Origin of the sequence: Bacillus sp. N5-665 (assembly GCF_022637375.2) — a bacterium.
Lineage (GTDB): Bacteria > Bacillota > Bacilli > Bacillales > Bacillaceae_G > Bacillus_A > Bacillus_A wiedmannii.
Window position 1 is genome coordinate 2,467,761 of the sequence record NZ_CP093325.1, and the last position, 16,926, is coordinate 2,484,686.

Here is a 16,926-nt window from a genome sequence, read left to right on the forward strand (position 1 = left end):
ATGTGTTGGAGGTGAATGTTATGAATAAAAAAGACTTTGAAAAAGTTTATAATGATTATTTACATCAAGGAGAAGAGCAAGCTCAATTTGAAGTAGACGATGAAGTCAATTCAGGAGCAGAACAAATTGTTGCCGTTCGTAAAAATGATGATGGTGATTTAATAGCGTTTAAAACAAGTAGCGGGAGAGAGTTAGATTATATGACTGCTCTTAGTGAAGCAAAATCAGGGAAGTTAGCTCATGTAGACGTATTTCATAAGTATGGTAGAGATATTATACGTAGTGAACCTGATGGGATAAAGGAAAATAACTTAGATAATTTACCTTCATTTTAAAAGGGTAAACCTCAAGAAGAGAATGTTTATTTTGATATTCTCTTCTTTTTTTAATAAAGCTTTCCCTACAAATAGAAGGTTCATTTTTAAAGAGCGATCATACTTTTAAAGAGTGCTCGAAATTTCTCTTTATCTTCTGCTGTAAATGGTTTCGGTCCCTTTGTACGTTTACCGCTCTTTCGAACCATTGCACTTAAATACCGTGTTTGTAACAATTGTTCAATGTTGTCATTCGTATACTTATAGCCTTTATGATGTAGTACGATACAGCCTTTTGCTAAAGCGAGTGAAGCAAGACCGTAATCTTGGGTTACGATTAAATCTTCTTTTTTTGCTAACTGCATAATTCGGTAATCCGCAGCATCTGCTCCAGAATCAACATAAATTGTTTCCACACCTTTTGGCTGCTGAGCATTAGAATAATGAGAAAAACTAGTAACGAGGGTAACAGGGATTTCTACATTCGTAGCTTCGGAAATAATCACATCTTTTACAGGACAAGCATCTGCATCAACGTAAATTTTCATTGGTATCACTCCTATAAATAGATTCGAGTTGATGATAATGGTAGAATTTTCTTTTGTCAAACGAGAAAGCTTTATTTAAAGTTATTTTTCACATACCAAAATAGCCTCACGTAAACGAGAAATACCTTCCTCAATTTGATCAATATCCACTTTTCCATAAGATAAACGAATATAACCATCTTTCGCGCCGAAAATACTACCTGGCATAAAAGCAATTTCTTGTTTTAAACTTTGCATAATAAGTTGTTTTTCGTTTATCGGTTCTTTTAATTTTCCCCATATGTATATACCACCGGTCGGGTTTGAAAAAGAGATTTTATCGTGAAGTTGCTCGTTTAGGGCGCGAACGATAATGTCTCTTTTTTCTGCTAATTGTTTTCGTAACGGTACGATATGAGACTGAAATGGTACAGTTTCGAAAAATTGCTGCATAAGCCACTGCGGGAATATACTCATTCCTAATTCCATTTGGTGCCTTGCGTCAGATAACCTTTCTACTACCGATTGCGGGGCGACAAGCCAGCCAACTCGTAAGCCTGGCGCAACCATTTTTGATAAAGAATGTACATAAATGACTGTTCCATTTTCATCAATCGATTTCAAAGTAGGGCAAGGTTGTTTCTTTTCTAGCGTAAGTAAGCTGGACGGATCATCTTCCACAATCGCAATTCGTAAGTCTGCGCAAAGTGATAACAGTTTTTTTCTACGGTTTGGATGAAGCATTGTGCCCGTAGGATTTTGGAAGTTTGGATTTAAAAATATCATTTTAATACGGTGCTTTCTATATAACTCTTGCACATCGTCTGGGTTAATACCGTGTTCATTGACAGGTAATGGGAAAATACGAATACCTGCTGATTGGAATAACGGTAAGGAATAACAGTGTGAAGGACTTTCGAAAGCAACTGCATCACCTGGATTTAATAAACATTGAACGATAAGGTGAAGTGCTTGCTGTGCGCCAGATGTAATCATTATGGATTGTTCAGTCGCTTCAACTTTTAAATATTCTTTCATATATTTTACGACCGCTTGTCTTAGCGGGAGATAGCCTTGCGGATGATCATAACTTAATGAATGCGTTAACGGTTGTTCTCGTAAAATTGTCTGTAGTTGATCGTGAGGATAAAGGTTACAACCGAGCTCACCGTTTGCGAAATCAATGATATTTTCATTTTGTTGTACTTCTGCCCGAATATGGCGAAGTAACGGTAAGTTTGGTAAAAAAGTACCACCTTCTACGAAATTTCTCCAATTCGGAGTTAATGTTGGAGAAACGCCCCACATATGTGTACTTACACGTGTCCCTTTACCAGTCGTACTTTCCACAATCCCCATAGCACGTAGTTCATTATAAGCAGTCGTTACCGTACTTCGGTTTACATTTAACTGCGTAGCTAATTTCCGTTCGGAAGGGAGGAAGCTTCCAGGAGGAAGTTCTCCGTATGTAATACGTTTCTCAATAAAGTCAACTACTTGCTGATAAATTGGGATTTTACTGTCGTTATCTAGCTTCCATTCCATACAAACGCCTCCGCATCTCTTATATACATTAAGTATAACAAATTGGCTGGGGAAAAAAACAGCCAATTGGACGGTGCTATATCCAGCCAATTTTACTATGCTAAATATGGAAGGGGAGATTCGGATGAAACGATGGCAAATGGAGTGGCTCCTAGTATCAGTAGCATTAGTATGGGGAGCGAATTATACAATTGGAAAGTATGGCGTGGCATATATGTCATCCATTCAATTTAATAGTTTACGATTTTTAGTAGCATCTCCGGTATTATTACTTATTACATTTTTAATGGAACGCTCATTACGTATTGAAAGAAAAGATTGGTTACGACTAGTAGCAGTCGGTATCGTTGGTACGGCAATGTATCAAACGATGTTTATGCTATCTGTGAAATATACTTCAGCAACGAACGCCTCATTATTAATTGCGATGTCACCTATTTTTACAGGGATATTAGCAGTATTGCACAAACAAGAACGTTTTTCGATGAAAGTACAAATAGGTTCAATAATAGCGTTTATTGGTGCAGCATTCGTTTTATTAACAGGACATACAGGAGGAGCTACTTACGAATATGCGTGGCTCGGAAATGTAATTGGATTAGTCGCAGCAATTGCGTGGGGATGGTATCCAATATTAGCGCAACCTCTTATTACAAAATACTCCGCAATGAGAGTTACATCATGGTCTACTTTAATTGGAATTGTACCACTTGTTATATACTGTTTATTCAACGTAAACTCTTTAACATGGCCAGTAGATACGCCAAGCTGGGGTTCACTAGCATATTCAATCATCTTTGCGACCATCTTCGGACTAGCAATGTGGTATGTCGGTATTAGTCAAATAGGCTCAACGAAAGTAATGGTTTATATGTATCTCGTACCATTGTTCGCAGTTATCTTTGCGGCAGTAACAATTGGAGAGCAAATTAATATGATGCAACTCGTTGGCGGTCTTATAATCTTCATCGGCTTATATGTTGTAAAAAAAGGCGGAATCAAAAAGCCTGCACTCAATTTGAAAAAAGTAAGTTAGTAGTAAAAAGGATCTCTTTCATATAGAAGGAGATCCCTTTTGTTTTCGTAATAAAAGAGCTTGTTCAACGGCCCATTTTTGATGATCATGAATGAGAAGCTCTACAGCAAGTAAAGGAGACATCCACCTTAGAACATGATCATCCTCACAGTTTTCAGTTTGTTTCTGCACCATGTTCGCAATATAAAAGAACCCGTCATTTAAATAATATATATCTTCCTTTTCTGCATAAAAATATCGAGCCGCATTACCGATATATTGATCAATTTCAATTGCCAATCCTAATTCCTCTAGTAGTTCACGGTGCAAACACTCTTCTTTTGTTTCATTACCTTCCATACCACCACCAGGTAAAAAGTAACGGTCTCCTTTTTGGATAACAGCAATCATTGAAGAAGATGAATGGAAAATAATCGCATAACAACTAGGTCTTAATACATAATGAGCGGTAGATTTTTTCAAGCCAAACGTAAGTTTTGAAATCATAAAACACGACCTTTCTCTATAAAATACATAAAAGGAATATTAAGGTAAATGCAGAATGGTATAAGTATAATCTTAATAGATTGGAGTGGTAACAACATGATAAATCGAAAATGTTCAAGATGTAAAGAAATAACAGGTACATTGCATGGTGGTAAAAAAATTAAGGAAGAATTTCTATGTGAGGACTGTTTGCAAAAAGGAATTGCGAGCGGGGAAATCGAATTATCACAAGTGGAGAAAGAACAAACTTCGTATCTTTCTATAAAAATATTAAAAATAATGAGTGTGATTTATTTAATAGTATCAATTATAACCGCTTTTTCTGCTGGAGCATTTATACAGGATCCAGGGCTTGGTGGAATATCTTTTTCAATAACAGGTGCAGTTAGTGTTATGATAATTGGATCGATATTCCAGTCTGTTCTTGTATTTTGCGGGATTTGGGTATTCATCCTTTTAGTAGAAACCGTAATTAAAATATATGAAAAAATGAAGTGAGTGAGAGGGAGAAATATATGCAAGTAAGAAACATCCAAGGGGAAGATTATGTAAAGATTCATTCTGTTTTAAATGATTGGTGGGGCGGGAGAGATATGGCTGCTATGTTGCCAAAACTGTTCTTCGTTCATTTTCAAGAAACGAGTTTTATTATTGAAGAAGAGGGCGAAACGTTAGGTTTCTTATGTGGATTTTTTTCACAAACATATAAAGATGAAGCATACGTTCATTTTATCGGTGTAAATCCGAAGTATAGAAGAAGAGGAATCGCATCGACATTGTATTCTTATTTCTTTGATATTGCTCGTGCAAATAACCGTAAAGTTGTAAAAGCAATTACGTCACCAACTAATAAAAAGTCGATACAGTTTCATCAAGAAATCGGTTTTCGAATTGAGGCTGGGGATGATGAGGTAGAGGGTGTATCGGTACATAAAAATTATGATAGGAACGGTGGTAGTAGAGTTTTGTTTTTGAAAAATGTGTAAAAGTAGGCTAGCTTAACGTTAGCCTTTTTGTTGTGAGGAGATAAAAGTATGGAGAGTAAACAATGTAGAAATGAGTACTTAAGACGCATTTATAAAGTGCAAGATTATATAGAATCACACATAAATGATTCACTTTCAATTGAAGAGTTAGCAGATGTAGCAGGATTTTCAAAGTTTCATTTTCATCGGATTTTCAAGGGGATAGTAGACGAGCCATTATCACGGTATGTAAACCGATTGAAGTTAGAAAGGGCAACAAATCTACTTACATATCGCACAGATATGACGATTACGGATATCGCTTACCATTTTGGCTTTACAGATTCAGCAGTTTTCTCTCGAACATTTAAAAGTCATTACGGAATAAGTCCATCTCATTATCGAAACGACAATAGCAAGAATTGCAAAGACGTAAGCGGAACTTCTCAATACAATGAGTGTAAGAAGGTTCGAGGAAATGTTGAAATTGTAACAGCGGACGATATAAACGTCGCATACATAAGGCATATCGGTACATATGAAGAGTTAACGCTAGTTTTTCCAAAAATGATAGAGAAATTATTTCATTACGCAGCGGAGGAAAACTATCATGTATTTGAGGATACGAAAGTATTAACCATTTACCACGATCATCATGAATTTACGGAGGACAATCATTTAAGAACTAGTTTATGTATAACAATTCCGGATGGGTCCGCAGTAGAAACGAACGACATTGGAATAATGGTAGTACCTTCTGGAGAGTATGCGGTAGGTCATTTTGAAATATTCCAAGATGAATATAAAGGAGCATGGGATTTCTTATACGGTGAATGGCTTCCAAATAGCGGAAATAAACCGAGAGATTTGTATCCTTTTGAAATGTATAAAAATGACCCAAGGCAGCACGCGGAAAATAAACATATAGTTGATATATATGTACCTATCGAACCTTTTTAATCATAGGTTAAAGGGGAATGAATAATGAAAACTGCTGAAAAGTTAGATCTGATTATAAAAGAAGAATACAAAAATATTAATGGTATGTTAGTAGTGCAGAGAGGTAATGTTGTTTTTGAAAATTATTATAATGATCACGGTCCAGATGATGCATTTCATATAGCGTCAGTCACAAAAACGATAATTTCTGCGTTGATTGGACTATGTGTAGATAAAGGGTATATACAAAGTGTTGATCAAAAAGTAATAGAATTTTTCCCGGAATATAACGTTAATTCATCTGAAATAACGGTACGACATCTGTTGACAATGACAGCTCCACATCCTTTCGTAGACTGGCAGGAACCGTTAGAAGAGCTATGTACGCAACAAGATTGGGTACAGTATACGTTAAATAGGATAGGAGCAGGCGGAGAAGTTGGGATTTTTAAATATTCATCTGCAGGAGCTCATTTATTATCAGCAATCATAACGAGCGCAACAGGAAAAAGTGCCCGTGACTTTGCAAATGAGTACTTATTTCAACCGCTCGGTATGAGAGAAATTCCAAACTATAATATAAAAGCATTTGGATTCGATGACTTATTCGGAAAAGATGTAAAAGGATGGGTTCACGATCCAAACGATATTTCGACGGGCGGATGGGGACTAACGTTAACGATTAGGGATATGGCTAAGTTTGGACAGATGTATTTGAATGAAGGTATTCATAATGGAAAACAAATACTATCAAAATCATGGATAAAAGAATCAACAGAAATGAACCAAAATCAATATGGTTATTTATGGTGGTTACGAGAAGAAGATGGAATCTTTTCATACTGTGCTATGGGTGATGGTGGGAATATGATTTGTTGTGTACCGGAGAAGGATTTGGTTGTAGTAATTGCTTCTGAAGTTATGCCGAATGCACGGGATAGATGGGAATTAATTAAAGGGTGCATACTTCCTTATTTAAAAGATTAAAATGGTTATTTTTATAAAAATAAGAATGAAAGGTTTAGTTAAACTTGCTTTGTTCTTCATGATAGAAAAAAGTGTTGTATTAACCAAGTTGAGTAACTAAAATTATAACACTTCAACACCTATACGATTATTGAATAATTGCAAGGTGTTGAAGTACTTTATAATTTGTTTAGGTACTTTTAACTATTTTTTAACTTTTCGATGTATTAGATACATCATGCCAAACACGATTGCCAGCAAGATAAATTTAATTAATTCCATTAGGCTAATATCCCATTTTGTTTCTACTCCATCTGTTAAATAAAATACATTGAACATGCCATGTAAAATTGCAGGTGTTATCACAGAATGGCTATACTCTCTCGTATACGTCAAAATTATAGATAATATAAATAATAACGAGAGATAGCTTAATATTCCTACAAACCATAATTCATAGTTTTTATAAAAGATTGATACTGGTAAATGCCATAAAGACCAAAGCGATGCAGTAATGATTGCTGTTTGTTTTAATGAATATTTTTTTCGTAAATGGTAATGAAAATTTCCACGCCATATGATTTCTTCTAAAAATGCAGACAAAGCAGCAATTGTAAGACCAATGAGTAGGAGAAATCCCAATTCATTACAATGATTAAATAAGAATTTTATATTATAAATATAAAAATAGAAATGCAGACATAGACCTAGAAGTAGTGGAAATAATATGGAGAAAATTAGTGCTTTTATTTTTGGACGTGAAATTCCAAATGTATGAACTATTTTTTGTTTCTTATATAATTTCTGATATAAAATAGCAGCTAAAAGCGGAATAACCATCGTAAACCCTAAATAATTACGACCATTTTCTATGTTCAGTAAGATGATATATACAAGCGATGTAAGGCAATACATACATAGTGTTGAATGATAAACTATGTTTCTATTAATATTGTTCACCTACTTACATGTATAAGTGATTAATCAAATATCCGATATTTTAATTATATATGAAATGGAAATTACATATGTTGAACTTGTAGAAAAAGTTAGACTAACCCCGTAACTTTTCACAACAAAAAATCGTTTAACAAAAGAAAGGATTTTCAATCACGAATGGGGGAGAACTATGAAGATTTTAATTCTAGGTGGTACACGGTTTTTAGGAAGAGCTTTTGTAGAAGAGGCTGTAAAAAGAGGGCATGAAGTTACATTATTTAATCGCGGAACGAATAAAGAAATTTTTCCTGAAGTAGAGCAGTTAATCGGTGACAGAAATGATGATGTTTCAAGTTTAGTAAATCGAAAATGGGACGCGGTAGTCGATACGTGTGGATTTTCTCCGCATCACATTAGAAATGTTGGAGAAGTCTTACGGGATAATATAAAGCATTATATATTCATCTCAAGTCTTTCCGTATATAAAGATTGGATTCCGCATCATATAAAAGAAGATTATATATTACAACCCGAACCAACGGGGAATCAAATAAAGGCTGTTGAGAATGGTGAAGTTTCTTCTTATGAGTATTATGGTGCGCTGAAAGTATTATGTGAAAAAGAAGCAGAGAAGTATTGGCCGGGGCGTGTTTTACACGTAAGAGCAGGGCTTCTTTCAGGGATGTTTGATTATACAGATCGGCTTCCATACTGGATTGGGCGTGTAGCAAAGGGAGGAGAAGTGTTAGTTCCAGGAAGAAAGGACCGTCCAGTGCAGATAGTTGATATAAAAGACGTCGCAAACTGGGGACTAAACATGGCAGAAAATAATAATGCAGGTACATTCAATGTTACAGGTCCAAATTATGAATTGACGATGGAAGAGCTATTAAATACGTGCAAAAAGGTTACGAATAGTGATGCCGCATTCGTTTGGGTTGATGAATCGTTTATGAATGAACATAAAGTGCAGCCTTGGACAGAGATACCTTTATGGCTTCCAGAAACTTTTTCATTGGAAGGTGAGACAAAGCCGTGGAAAGGTGGGTCTTCTATTAGTATTGAGAGTGCTGTTAAAGAAGGACTTAATTTTAGGAAATTAGAACATACAGTTACAGATGTATATGAGTGGATGAAGAGTGTGGACGAATGGGAATTAAAAGCAGGTATTTCAGGCCAGAGGGAGAAAGATTTGATAGAAAAGTGGTATCAATCAATTTAGGGAATCCTCTTTGTCTATACTTGATTGAACATAAGCGATGGAAGGATAAAAAGCTATGTGGAAAATTACCATTCGTAGTATTTCACAAAACTTAAGTTTCAAAAATCCAGCTACAAAGAATGAACTCGCTGAAGTTCACAAAAATTTGCAGGTGGAATTACCGAATGATTTATATCAATTATTACAGGAAACAAACGGTGTACAAGGTGAGTATGGGGACTTTATATGGTCTGCTTCAAAAATTAAAACTGAAAATATGAATATGAGAAGTATAGTTGATTTCAAGGATTTATATATGCCTTTTGACTGTTTATTATTTTTTGCTGATGGCGGAAATGGTGATTTGTTTGGTTATTCCATTTTGAACGGAATCGTGCAAAGAGATGATATATATGTATGGAATCATGAAAATAATTGTAGAACTTGGGTTGCTCCTTCGTTAGAAACTTTCATGAAGTGGTGGGAAAGTGGGAAGATAACAATTTAAACATAGTATCATGAAAAACGCCTTGTTACGAAAGAAACAAGGCGTTTTTGGCAATTAACAAATCTACCACTCTATCGATTCTTCCCCATACATGTCCCATAACTTAGGAAACATCTTTTTTAATCCTTCTTCGTCATCCTCATCCTAGTCTAACTTGATATCAACTTCCTCAAATTTTTCTTCTATTTCAAACTCTTTCTCTTTCACACTATCAGTTGTGCCAATTTTTCTGTAAAACACAACGAAGTCTTTATCGTGTATTAGCTAGTAGCAAGACCTCCACCTCAAAATCCGGCTAATACAAGGAAGGCTCGTATAAATAAGTTGTATTAATTACATTATTAGATTGTGTTTGTAACTATATTTTGGAAATTTTCTGTTAATTTGAAATGTGCGATAGTATATATTGTATATAAAGTATATATACAATATTTTTCAAAAGAGGTATTTGCATGCAAATCGTTATTACGAACACTTCAAAGGAACCTATTTATGAACAAATTGGTGTCCAAATAAAAAAACTTATTTTACTAGGTGATTTAAAGCAAGGAGATGCTCTTCCTTCAATGCGTCAGTTAGCAAAAGATTTAAGAGTAAGCATTATTACAACGAAAAGAGCATATGAAGAACTGGAAAAAGACGGTTTTATTTATTCAATTGTCGGAAGGGGGTCCTTTGTAGCAGAACAAAACATTGAAACTATGAAAGAAAAAAAATTAAAGACAGTTGAAGAAAAGTTGTGTGAAGCGATTCAAAATGCTAAACAAATGGATGTTTCTTTAAATGAGCTAAAAGAAATGCTTACAATTTTATACGAGGAGGAAAACTCTTGGAAAACGTAATAGAACTTCAAAATGTCAGTAAATCTTTTAAAGGGTTTCAAATAAACAATTTTTCGATGGAAGTAAAAAAAGGATTTGTTACGGGTTTTATTGGAGGAAATGGATCAGGTAAATCTACAACGATTAAAATGATTATGAATCTAATAAACCCGGATAGTGGAAACGTCTCCTTATTTGGCATGAACTATTCGACTGATGCGAAACGAATTAAAGAAAGAATTGGCTTCGTTTATGACGATAATGTGTTTTATGATGAACTCACATTAAAGGAAATTACTAAAATTATTGCGCCTGCTTATAAAAAATGGGATTTTAACCAATTTACATATTATAAAGATCTGTTCGAATTACCATTAAATAAAAAAATGAAAACATTCTCCAAAGGAATGAAAATGAAAGCCTCTCTCGCAATTGCCCTTTCACATCATGCTGAACTAATTATTATGGATGAACCTACATCTGGACTTGATCCTGTATTCAGAAGAGAATTATTGGATGTTCTACAAAATATTATGCAGGATGGAGAGAAAACTATCTTTTTCTCATCACATATTACAACGGATTTAGACCGCATTGCCGATTATATTACATTTATTCAAAATGGGAAGCATATTTTTACAAAAGATATTTATGCCATTGCAGAAGATTATATTTTGGTCAAAGGACCATTAGATATGTTAGATTTTGATACTGAGCGTGAATTTATATCTGTATGTAAGGCAAATACAGGTTTCGAGGGATTGATTGAAAATGTAAATTCTATCGAAACTTTATTTAATAAAGAAGTGGTGATTGAAAAACCAAGTTTAGAGGATATTATGTATTTCATGAAAAAGGGGGAGTCAAGATGCTTAATTTAATTAAAAAGGATTTGATTTTACAAAAAACTTTTTTACCTGCTTATCTCTTATTTCTAGTTACCTATTTGTGGGCCGGCATGGATGTAGCATATGTCATAATCATTTGTAGTGCCGTTTTTGTAATTAACACATATCAATCTGATGATAAAGATAATGCTAATATTTTAGTAAACTCATTACCGTATACTAGGAAGGAAATTATAAGTTCAAAATACGTTGGAACCTTATTTTTTACAATAGTAATCATCCCATTTTGTTTAGTTGGAAAATATTTCATTTTAGACAGCATGGAATTTCAACTTTCCTTAGAAAGTTACATCCTAGGCTTCTTGGCAGTCATGCTGATTACTGCATTTTACATCCCATTTTTTGTTGCATTTAAAGTGAAAAAACTTGTACCAGTTTTTATATTTTTATCTATTGGAGTTATATATTTAATGCGAAATACTCCATATTTATTAAATAAATATGCTAATGGCGTACTGACCTTTTTAAAAGAGATTTCAGATTTGAAATTATTTCTTATATTTGCTGTCATAGCAGTGGGGTGCTATGGGGTTTCATGGATATTATCTATTCGTATCTATCAGAACAAGGCTCTTTAATAGCAAGTTCTAAAAGGAGGGTGGTTTAAATGACATCAAAAAAAGAGCGTCCTAGTCGAATACGAAATTGGCTGAAAACTATTGGAGCATTTTTCGTTATGCAACTAATTTTTATCATCCTTGATATGAATTCGTGGATACCGAACTTCAAGGAAGGAGGAGTTGGGGATCGTCTCGTTAATTCAGAGTTCTTTACGGAATGGTTCGCTCCTTATAAAACAAAGCAATTTAATGTACTAACGGCAGTTATGGCTATTTTATTATTCCTAAATGTATTAACAAGTGCAATAAAAGACGCTTTTTCTAGAAAAAGAATTAATTAGCACATAAGTTGACCTTGCGTCTTTTTAATAATGTCTTAACTATATTTAAAAACAACAGGAAAAAGATAAAAACTCCACTTATTGATGTTTCACTTTATCTTTTACAATGATTCCTTGAAAATTATTTGATTTTTCAGTTTTGTATATTGATAGAGATGCATTCGTCCCCCATAATGCTTCCAAAGTGTGCGCAGTAATTGTGACATATGTATTTATACTTGTGATGACAAATGATGTGTATCGTTTTTGGAAAGTTCGAAAATTATTGAACGAACTAGAGAAATTTAGTAATCTTATTTGTACAGCACATACATAATAGTTTTATAGCGATTTTTAAATAAAGTATAGGGGGCAATCGGTGTGGATCTAACATTTAAAGTTGAAGAAACATGTTTTAACTACCGCGTCGGAGCAATTTGTAAATATGATAATAAAATACTCATTCTGCAAGGTGACGGTGAAGATTTTTGGTACGTACCAGGCGGAAGAGTGAAAATGTTAGAAAATAGTGAAGATGCGTTAAAACGAGAACTTGCTGAAGAGTTAGCGGTTCCTATTGAGGTAAAGAGATTAATATGGTCGGTAGAAAATTTCTTTACACTTTCTGAACGAAAGTTTCATGAAATTAGTTTTTACTATAAAGTAGAGCTGAAACAATTACCTGCAAATGGGGCAGAGGAATATATTTTGGAAGAAGAAGGTAGAACATATTTCTTTAAGTGGGTACCTGTAGAAGAGTTAGATACATATAACTTGCAGCCAGCGTTTATAAAAGAGAAAGTAAAGGATGTATTAGTTCATACAGAGCATATCGTTTTACAAAAGTAAATGTATGCGGAGGAGAAAAGGGTGAAGGGGACTAAAAAAGAGGTACATATAAATGACAAAGTAATTCGTTACACACATATCGAAAAAGGTTCTAATACGGTTTGCTTTATGTTTTCAGGTTCAGGATACAATTATGATAAGCCGTTATTTTATTACGCGACAATGTTAATGCTTGAACATAAAATAGATGTTGTACATATTCATTATTCTTATGATGGACAATTAATGAATAAACCAATGGAAGAAGTAACGAAAGTAATGATGGATGATATTAATCCTGTAATAAATGAAGTATTAAAAGATGAGCAATACAACTATATTATGTTTTTAGGGAAATCACTCGGAACAATTCCGATTGCAAATGATTTAATGAAGAGAGAAGAGTTTTTACAGTCAAAAATGATACTACTTACACCTTTACTAACGTTTAGTTCCATTTTTGATTCGATTTTACATAGTCGTCACGAAGGGCTATTAGTAATTGGAGATAAAGATCACCAATATAATGCAGATCAAATCGATCGGTTACATAAAACGAATTTACAGATTGAAGTTGTCAAAAATGCAAATCATTCTGTAAATGTTGGGGAATATGAAACAGAGAATTCAATTGAAGCGATAGCAACAATAATAGAAAAACTTAAAGAAGTTGTTAGGACAAACTAACCTATCAATACATGCAAAAAGAGGTGCAATTTGCACCTCTTTTTTTACTTAATAAGCCCTAAGTACATGAAGCAAATAATCCTTACGATTCAGTGGATTATAATCAACACGCTTTCGAGTAGGGAAGGGGGCCTTCAGTTCTTTGTAACCAGATGACTTCGTTGTAAAAATGCCTTCTCCTTCAGTGAATGAATGAAGCATTCGCTTAAAATTATCTGTTTTCGCAACAGGTAATGAACCTGTTAAATGGTAGGAGTCATTATTGAATATAGGCTCGCTAAAAGTTGCTGGAATAGCAGCAAGCTTATACATTGCGGTACTAATTGCACGTTCTGGTACAGTTAATTCAAATGCGTTTACTGGTTCATATACACATGTTTCAGCTTGCTTTAAAGCATCCATTAAAACGAGTGGTGTTAAATTTCTAAAGTCACTCGCTGTTGTAACAGGGCTTGCATAACCAGTATGTGTTAACGTGACGATAATGTCCGTAACTTCCCATCCGTACAAACCTTGTTTTAACGTTTGAAATACTGTATCTTCAATCGCTTTATGAAATGCTAAAGGTAGTGAGCCGAGCTCAACACCTAATTTATATGTTATGCCAGAATTAAGTTCACCACGTTCGATTTTAAAGCCAATTGTTGCGTAAAATGGATTCGCTTTTTCGCCCATTACTTCAACGCTATTCCCTACACCAATTGGTTTCTCAATACATACAACTCGCGTATTTGAGAAAGTAACCTGCAAATTATATTTCTCAAAAAGTGTTGTTTCAATTACTTCTTTTTGTACTTCACCGAAAAGGCGAATATATAATTTATTATGAATATCATCTTTCCACACTTTAATGAGCGGATCTTCTTCACATAGTTCCATAAGAGCAGCGTATAAATCATGAATTTGCTCTTTTGGTAATGCTTCAATAGCAGCTTCCATTTGTGGTTCGGCAAAGTGAATGTCTTTTATATAATTCGTCCGTTCACCGATAATATCACCAATTTTAATATCATTCAGTCCCCACACTTTGCAAAATTCTCCGCTAGGAACGATAGAAGATTGAACAACATTCCCGTTATGAAATAGGCATGTTTTCTTAATCTTTTCTTTATGCCCCAGAACGTCCCCGCGCTGTATATCAACATATTTTCTTACGTGTAAACGACCAGAAAAAACTCTTACATAAGCAATCTTTTCTCCAGAAGGTTCACGTTCAATTTTAAACACAACACCGGATAATGTTTCGTTTTCTGCCGACTTATTAGCTGGAAATAAGGTTGAAGTATTTTCGAGCAGTTCAGTTACACCTATACCTGTCATGGCTGAACCGAAAAAGATTGGGTACACATTTGCTTGCTGTATTTGTTTTTCGAGTTCTTCTCTTAATAATACGTCCGGTACGATTTCATCATTTACATATGACGCAAGTAACGATTCATTATATGGTGCTAACAGTTCCATACAATCGTCATATGATTTGTATGGAATAATCCGGGCTTCTTTCGTTCCTTCGTTTTGGGCAGAGTAGAAAGGGAATGCTTCATTTGAAAGAATCTCTTTTATTTGTTTCATAACTTTTTCAGTATTTGCGCCATTACGATCAATTTTATTTACGAATAATATTGTTGGTATGTTTAGTTTCTGCAATGTCCGCATTAAAATTTTTGTTTGTGCTTGCACACCTTCAACGGCAGAAATAACTAAAATTGCACCGTCTAAAACGCGGAATGATCGCTCTACTTCAGCGATAAAATCAGCGTGTCCAGGTGTATCAATGACATTTACTTTTACATCATCAATAAAGAAAGATACAACAGATGCTTTAATCGTAATTCCGCGTTGTCTCTCTAATTCCATTGAGTCAGTTTGCGTACTTCCACTATCAACTCTGCCAATTTCTTTAATTACATTCGTTTCATAAAGAATACGCTCAGTCAAACTCGTCTTGCCAGCGTCTACGTGCGCGACAATCCCTATATTTATTGTTGTCATTTGTGAATATCCTCATTTCATTTTCCATTTTTAATTCCTCATTTCTATTTGTGTATTGCCGCATTACAATCACTCTCCAGTCATTTAAATTAGTACTATTATAGTGCAATTAACATTATTTGTAACGCGACAAAGCGCCTTAATTTGGAAAAAATAAAATGAAAACAAAATGCTTGCATTCTAAATCGATATAGATTATATTAATTGACATATCAACTATTGATACATCAAACGTTTTTGAATTGGATGTAAAGGAGGGGTAATTTGACAAGTTCATGCTCAAAAGAAGCGATTATTTTATATAAATTACACTTTCTAAATAAAGAAGTAAGTTCGAAGTTTGAAGGGTGTACGGGTATGAGCCAGTCTCGATTAGAGCTTATACTTCAGTTATATGAAGTAGGTGAAATTAGTCAAAAAGCACTTCAGCAAGAAGTGAATATTGATAATGCTGCGATAACAAGGCATTTAAAGCAGCTTGAGGCCAATGAAATGATTGTAAGACGTAAAAATCCAGATGATAACAGAATTACGTTAGTTTCTCTTACTGAAGAGGGAAGAAATAAAATTCAAGCGTTTCAAGAGGAAAAAGAACGTTTTGCAGCTTCTGCATTTAAAGGATTAAGTGAGGAAGAACGCGATAATCTTTTAAATATGTTAAATCACATTCAAGAAAACATAAAAGAATTATAAAAAAGGGAGAATACAACTATGACTAACTCAGTAAAAACAAATGATTTTAACGAAATTTTAACAGGACGCCGTTCTATTCGTAAGTACGACACGTCAGTGAAAATTAGCAAAGAAGAAATGACAGAAATTCTTACAGAAGCAACACTAGCACCATCATCTGTAAACATGCAACCATGGAGATTTTTAGTGATTGAAAGTGACGAAGCGAAAGCAACACTTGCGCCACTAGCGAAATTCAATCAATCTCAAGTAGAAACATCTTCAGCAATGATTGCTGTATTTGGTGATTTAAACAACTTTGATAACGCAGAAGAAATTTACGGTACAGCTGTAGAGCGCGGTTTAATGCCAGCAGAAGTAAAAGAAGATCAAATGAAAAAACTTTCAGCTTACTTCTCAATGGTTACACCAGAAGTCATGAAAGATACAGTACTAATTGACGGTGGTCTTGTAGCAATGCAATTTATGCTAGCAGCTCGTGCTCACGGCTATGATACTTGTCCAATTGGCGGATTTGAAAAAGACCAAATCGCAGAAGCATTCGGATTAGATAAAGAACGTCACGTACCAGTTATGTTAATCTCAATCGGAAAAGCTGCTGACAGTGGTTACCAATCAGTTCGTCTTCCAATTGAAAAAGTTGCTGAGTGGAAGTAATTTCAAAGAAATAAGTGGAATATGAGAGGGGAAA

Annotated in this window: 21 protein-coding genes and 1 pseudogene; 16 read left to right on the forward strand and 6 right to left on the reverse strand. The window is 34.4% G+C overall.

From position 1 onward, the window contains the following. The first annotated feature begins 20 nt into the window (after positions 1-20). Positions 21-335, forward strand: coding sequence for a DUF3892 domain-containing protein (locus MNO09_RS15225; RefSeq protein ID WP_001034296.1), 315 nt, complete (start codon positions 21-23; stop codon positions 333-335). 86 nt (positions 336-421) lie between these two features. Here MNO09_RS15225 and MNO09_RS15230 read toward each other — a convergent pair whose 3' ends face one another. Continuing rightward, a complete protein-coding gene (locus MNO09_RS15230) occupies positions 422-862 on the reverse strand; it encodes a YaiI/YqxD family protein (RefSeq protein WP_000708784.1) in 441 nt (146 codons plus the stop codon). Positions 863-943: 81 nt separating this feature from the next. Beyond that, positions 944-2,386: a MocR-like pyridoxine biosynthesis transcription factor PdxR gene (gene pdxR / locus MNO09_RS15235; RefSeq protein WP_000454901.1), complete on the reverse strand. Its 1,443-nt coding sequence runs from the start codon at positions 2,384-2,386 to the stop codon at positions 944-946. Positions 2,387-2,510: 124 nt separating this feature from the next. On the opposite strand from pdxR, the gene MNO09_RS15240 reads away from it, so the two are divergent. Next, positions 2,511-3,422, forward strand: a complete 912-nt coding sequence (locus MNO09_RS15240; protein ID WP_000832964.1) for a DMT family transporter — start codon at positions 2,511-2,513, stop codon at positions 3,420-3,422. An 18-nt stretch (positions 3,423-3,440) separates the two neighbouring features. Here MNO09_RS15240 and MNO09_RS15245 read toward each other — a convergent pair whose 3' ends face one another. Then, positions 3,441-3,908 (reverse strand): NUDIX hydrolase, encoded by a 468-nt coding sequence (locus MNO09_RS15245; RefSeq protein WP_000623997.1) that lies wholly within the window; start codon positions 3,906-3,908, stop codon positions 3,441-3,443. A gap of 96 nt (positions 3,909-4,004) precedes the next feature. Between MNO09_RS15245 and MNO09_RS15250 the strand changes: the two genes are divergently transcribed. From MNO09_RS15250 to MNO09_RS15265, 4 genes are read left to right on the forward strand one after another with little or no spacing between them, the layout of a single operon-like run. Further along, entirely contained in the window at positions 4,005-4,406 is a 402-nt protein-coding gene (locus MNO09_RS15250; protein ID WP_002096493.1) for a DUF3980 domain-containing protein, read from the forward strand. 17 nt (positions 4,407-4,423) lie between these two features. After that, a complete protein-coding gene (locus MNO09_RS15255) occupies positions 4,424-4,894 on the forward strand; it encodes a GNAT family N-acetyltransferase (RefSeq protein WP_001198089.1) in 471 nt (156 codons plus the stop codon). Between the two features lie 48 nt (positions 4,895-4,942). Continuing rightward, positions 4,943-5,833, forward strand: coding sequence for an AraC family transcriptional regulator (locus tag MNO09_RS15260; protein WP_070168926.1), 891 nt, complete (start codon positions 4,943-4,945; stop codon positions 5,831-5,833). Between the two features lie 24 nt (positions 5,834-5,857). Next, positions 5,858-6,799: a serine hydrolase domain-containing protein gene (locus MNO09_RS15265; protein ID WP_000844645.1), complete on the forward strand. Its 942-nt coding sequence runs from the start codon at positions 5,858-5,860 to the stop codon at positions 6,797-6,799. Positions 6,800-6,982: 183 nt separating this feature from the next. Here MNO09_RS15265 and MNO09_RS15270 read toward each other — a convergent pair whose 3' ends face one another. Then, positions 6,983-7,738, reverse strand: coding sequence for a CPBP family intramembrane glutamic endopeptidase (locus MNO09_RS15270; RefSeq protein WP_033657654.1), 756 nt, complete (start codon positions 7,736-7,738; stop codon positions 6,983-6,985). A 169-nt stretch (positions 7,739-7,907) separates the two neighbouring features. On the opposite strand from MNO09_RS15270, the gene MNO09_RS15275 reads away from it, so the two are divergent. Both MNO09_RS15275 and MNO09_RS15280 read left to right on the forward strand, forming a co-directional pair. After that, positions 7,908-8,939: an SDR family oxidoreductase gene (locus MNO09_RS15275; protein ID WP_000697742.1), complete on the forward strand. Its 1,032-nt coding sequence runs from the start codon at positions 7,908-7,910 to the stop codon at positions 8,937-8,939. Positions 8,940-8,994: 55 nt separating this feature from the next. Next, positions 8,995-9,426, forward strand: a complete 432-nt coding sequence (locus MNO09_RS15280) for an SMI1/KNR4 family protein (protein WP_000265501.1) — start codon at positions 8,995-8,997, stop codon at positions 9,424-9,426. Between the two features lie 63 nt (positions 9,427-9,489). On the opposite strand, the pseudogene MNO09_RS31040 reads toward MNO09_RS15280, so the two are convergent. Continuing rightward, a pseudogene (locus MNO09_RS31040) lies at positions 9,490-9,576 on the reverse strand (DUF4240 domain-containing protein); the annotation flags it as partial. 302 nt (positions 9,577-9,878) lie between these two features. On the opposite strand from MNO09_RS31040, the gene MNO09_RS15285 reads away from it, so the two are divergent. The 6 genes from MNO09_RS15285 (at position 9,879) to MNO09_RS15310 (ending at position 13,550) form a co-directional block, all read left to right on the forward strand. Beyond that, a complete protein-coding gene (locus MNO09_RS15285) occupies positions 9,879-10,268 on the forward strand; it encodes a GntR family transcriptional regulator (protein ID WP_001167594.1) in 390 nt (129 codons plus the stop codon). Further along, a complete protein-coding gene (locus tag MNO09_RS15290; protein WP_000432456.1) occupies positions 10,256-11,128 on the forward strand; it encodes an ABC transporter ATP-binding protein in 873 nt (290 codons plus the stop codon). Before MNO09_RS15285 ends, MNO09_RS15290 begins: the two co-directional genes overlap by 13 nt. Next, the gene (locus tag MNO09_RS15295; protein WP_000933341.1) at positions 11,116-11,733 is read left to right on the forward strand and encodes an ABC-2 transporter permease; all 618 of its coding nucleotides are present in this window, start codon (positions 11,116-11,118) and stop codon (positions 11,731-11,733) included. Before MNO09_RS15290 ends, MNO09_RS15295 begins: the two co-directional genes overlap by 13 nt. A gap of 29 nt (positions 11,734-11,762) precedes the next feature. Beyond that, positions 11,763-12,056 carry a YfzA family protein gene (locus MNO09_RS15300; RefSeq protein ID WP_000202083.1) on the forward strand — a complete coding sequence of 98 codons (294 nt, stop codon included), beginning with the start codon at positions 11,763-11,765 and terminating at the stop codon, positions 12,054-12,056. A gap of 360 nt (positions 12,057-12,416) precedes the next feature. Further along, positions 12,417-12,884, forward strand: a complete 468-nt coding sequence (locus MNO09_RS15305; RefSeq protein WP_000366259.1) for an NUDIX hydrolase — start codon at positions 12,417-12,419, stop codon at positions 12,882-12,884. Next, entirely contained in the window at positions 12,885-13,550 is a 666-nt protein-coding gene (locus MNO09_RS15310) for an alpha/beta hydrolase (RefSeq protein ID WP_097860244.1), read from the forward strand. It begins immediately after the preceding gene. 48 nt (positions 13,551-13,598) lie between these two features. On the opposite strand, the gene MNO09_RS15315 is transcribed toward MNO09_RS15310, so the two are convergent. Further along, on the reverse strand, positions 13,599-15,542 hold the full coding sequence (locus tag MNO09_RS15315) for an elongation factor G (protein ID WP_000207825.1): 1,944 nt from the start codon (positions 15,540-15,542) through the stop codon (positions 13,599-13,601). Positions 15,543-15,806: 264 nt separating this feature from the next. On the opposite strand from MNO09_RS15315, the gene MNO09_RS15320 reads away from it, so the two are divergent. Then, on the forward strand, positions 15,807-16,235 hold the full coding sequence (locus MNO09_RS15320; protein WP_000204172.1) for a MarR family winged helix-turn-helix transcriptional regulator: 429 nt from the start codon (positions 15,807-15,809) through the stop codon (positions 16,233-16,235). Between the two features lie 18 nt (positions 16,236-16,253). Continuing rightward, the gene (locus tag MNO09_RS15325; RefSeq protein ID WP_000185402.1) at positions 16,254-16,892 is read left to right on the forward strand and encodes a nitroreductase family protein; all 639 of its coding nucleotides are present in this window, start codon (positions 16,254-16,256) and stop codon (positions 16,890-16,892) included. The last annotated feature ends 34 nt before the right edge of the window (positions 16,893-16,926 follow it).

What these genes read in the sequence shown, in the direction of transcription:
- MNO09_RS15285 (WP_001167594.1), top strand. Translation starts at nt 9,879, where the DNA reads ATGCAAATCGTTATTACGAACACTTCAAAGGAACCTATTTATGAACAA.
- MNO09_RS15225 (WP_001034296.1), top strand. Translation starts at nt 21, where the DNA reads ATGAATAAAAAAGACTTTGAAAAAGTTTATAATGATTATTTACATCAA.
- MNO09_RS15315 (WP_000207825.1), bottom strand. Translation starts at nt 15,542, where the DNA reads ATGACAACAATAAATATAGGGATTGTCGCGCACGTAGACGCTGGCAAG.
- MNO09_RS15245 (WP_000623997.1), bottom strand. Translation starts at nt 3,908, where the DNA reads ATGATTTCAAAACTTACGTTTGGCTTGAAAAAATCTACCGCTCATTAT.
- MNO09_RS15250 (WP_002096493.1), top strand. Translation starts at nt 4,005, where the DNA reads ATGATAAATCGAAAATGTTCAAGATGTAAAGAAATAACAGGTACATTG.
- MNO09_RS15275 (WP_000697742.1), top strand. Translation starts at nt 7,908, where the DNA reads ATGAAGATTTTAATTCTAGGTGGTACACGGTTTTTAGGAAGAGCTTTT.
- MNO09_RS15325 (WP_000185402.1), top strand. Translation starts at nt 16,254, where the DNA reads ATGACTAACTCAGTAAAAACAAATGATTTTAACGAAATTTTAACAGGA.
- MNO09_RS15300 (WP_000202083.1), top strand. Translation starts at nt 11,763, where the DNA reads ATGACATCAAAAAAAGAGCGTCCTAGTCGAATACGAAATTGGCTGAAA.
- MNO09_RS15280 (WP_000265501.1), top strand. Translation starts at nt 8,995, where the DNA reads ATGTGGAAAATTACCATTCGTAGTATTTCACAAAACTTAAGTTTCAAA.
- MNO09_RS15255 (WP_001198089.1), top strand. Translation starts at nt 4,424, where the DNA reads ATGCAAGTAAGAAACATCCAAGGGGAAGATTATGTAAAGATTCATTCT.
- MNO09_RS15240 (WP_000832964.1), top strand. Translation starts at nt 2,511, where the DNA reads ATGAAACGATGGCAAATGGAGTGGCTCCTAGTATCAGTAGCATTAGTA.
- MNO09_RS15230 (WP_000708784.1), bottom strand. Translation starts at nt 862, where the DNA reads ATGAAAATTTACGTTGATGCAGATGCTTGTCCTGTAAAAGATGTGATT.
- MNO09_RS15295 (WP_000933341.1), top strand. Translation starts at nt 11,116, where the DNA reads ATGCTTAATTTAATTAAAAAGGATTTGATTTTACAAAAAACTTTTTTA.
- pdxR (WP_000454901.1), bottom strand. Translation starts at nt 2,386, where the DNA reads ATGGAATGGAAGCTAGATAACGACAGTAAAATCCCAATTTATCAGCAA.
- MNO09_RS15265 (WP_000844645.1), top strand. Translation starts at nt 5,858, where the DNA reads ATGAAAACTGCTGAAAAGTTAGATCTGATTATAAAAGAAGAATACAAA.
- MNO09_RS15310 (WP_097860244.1), top strand. Translation starts at nt 12,885, where the DNA reads ATGTATGCGGAGGAGAAAAGGGTGAAGGGGACTAAAAAAGAGGTACAT.
- MNO09_RS15260 (WP_070168926.1), top strand. Translation starts at nt 4,943, where the DNA reads ATGGAGAGTAAACAATGTAGAAATGAGTACTTAAGACGCATTTATAAA.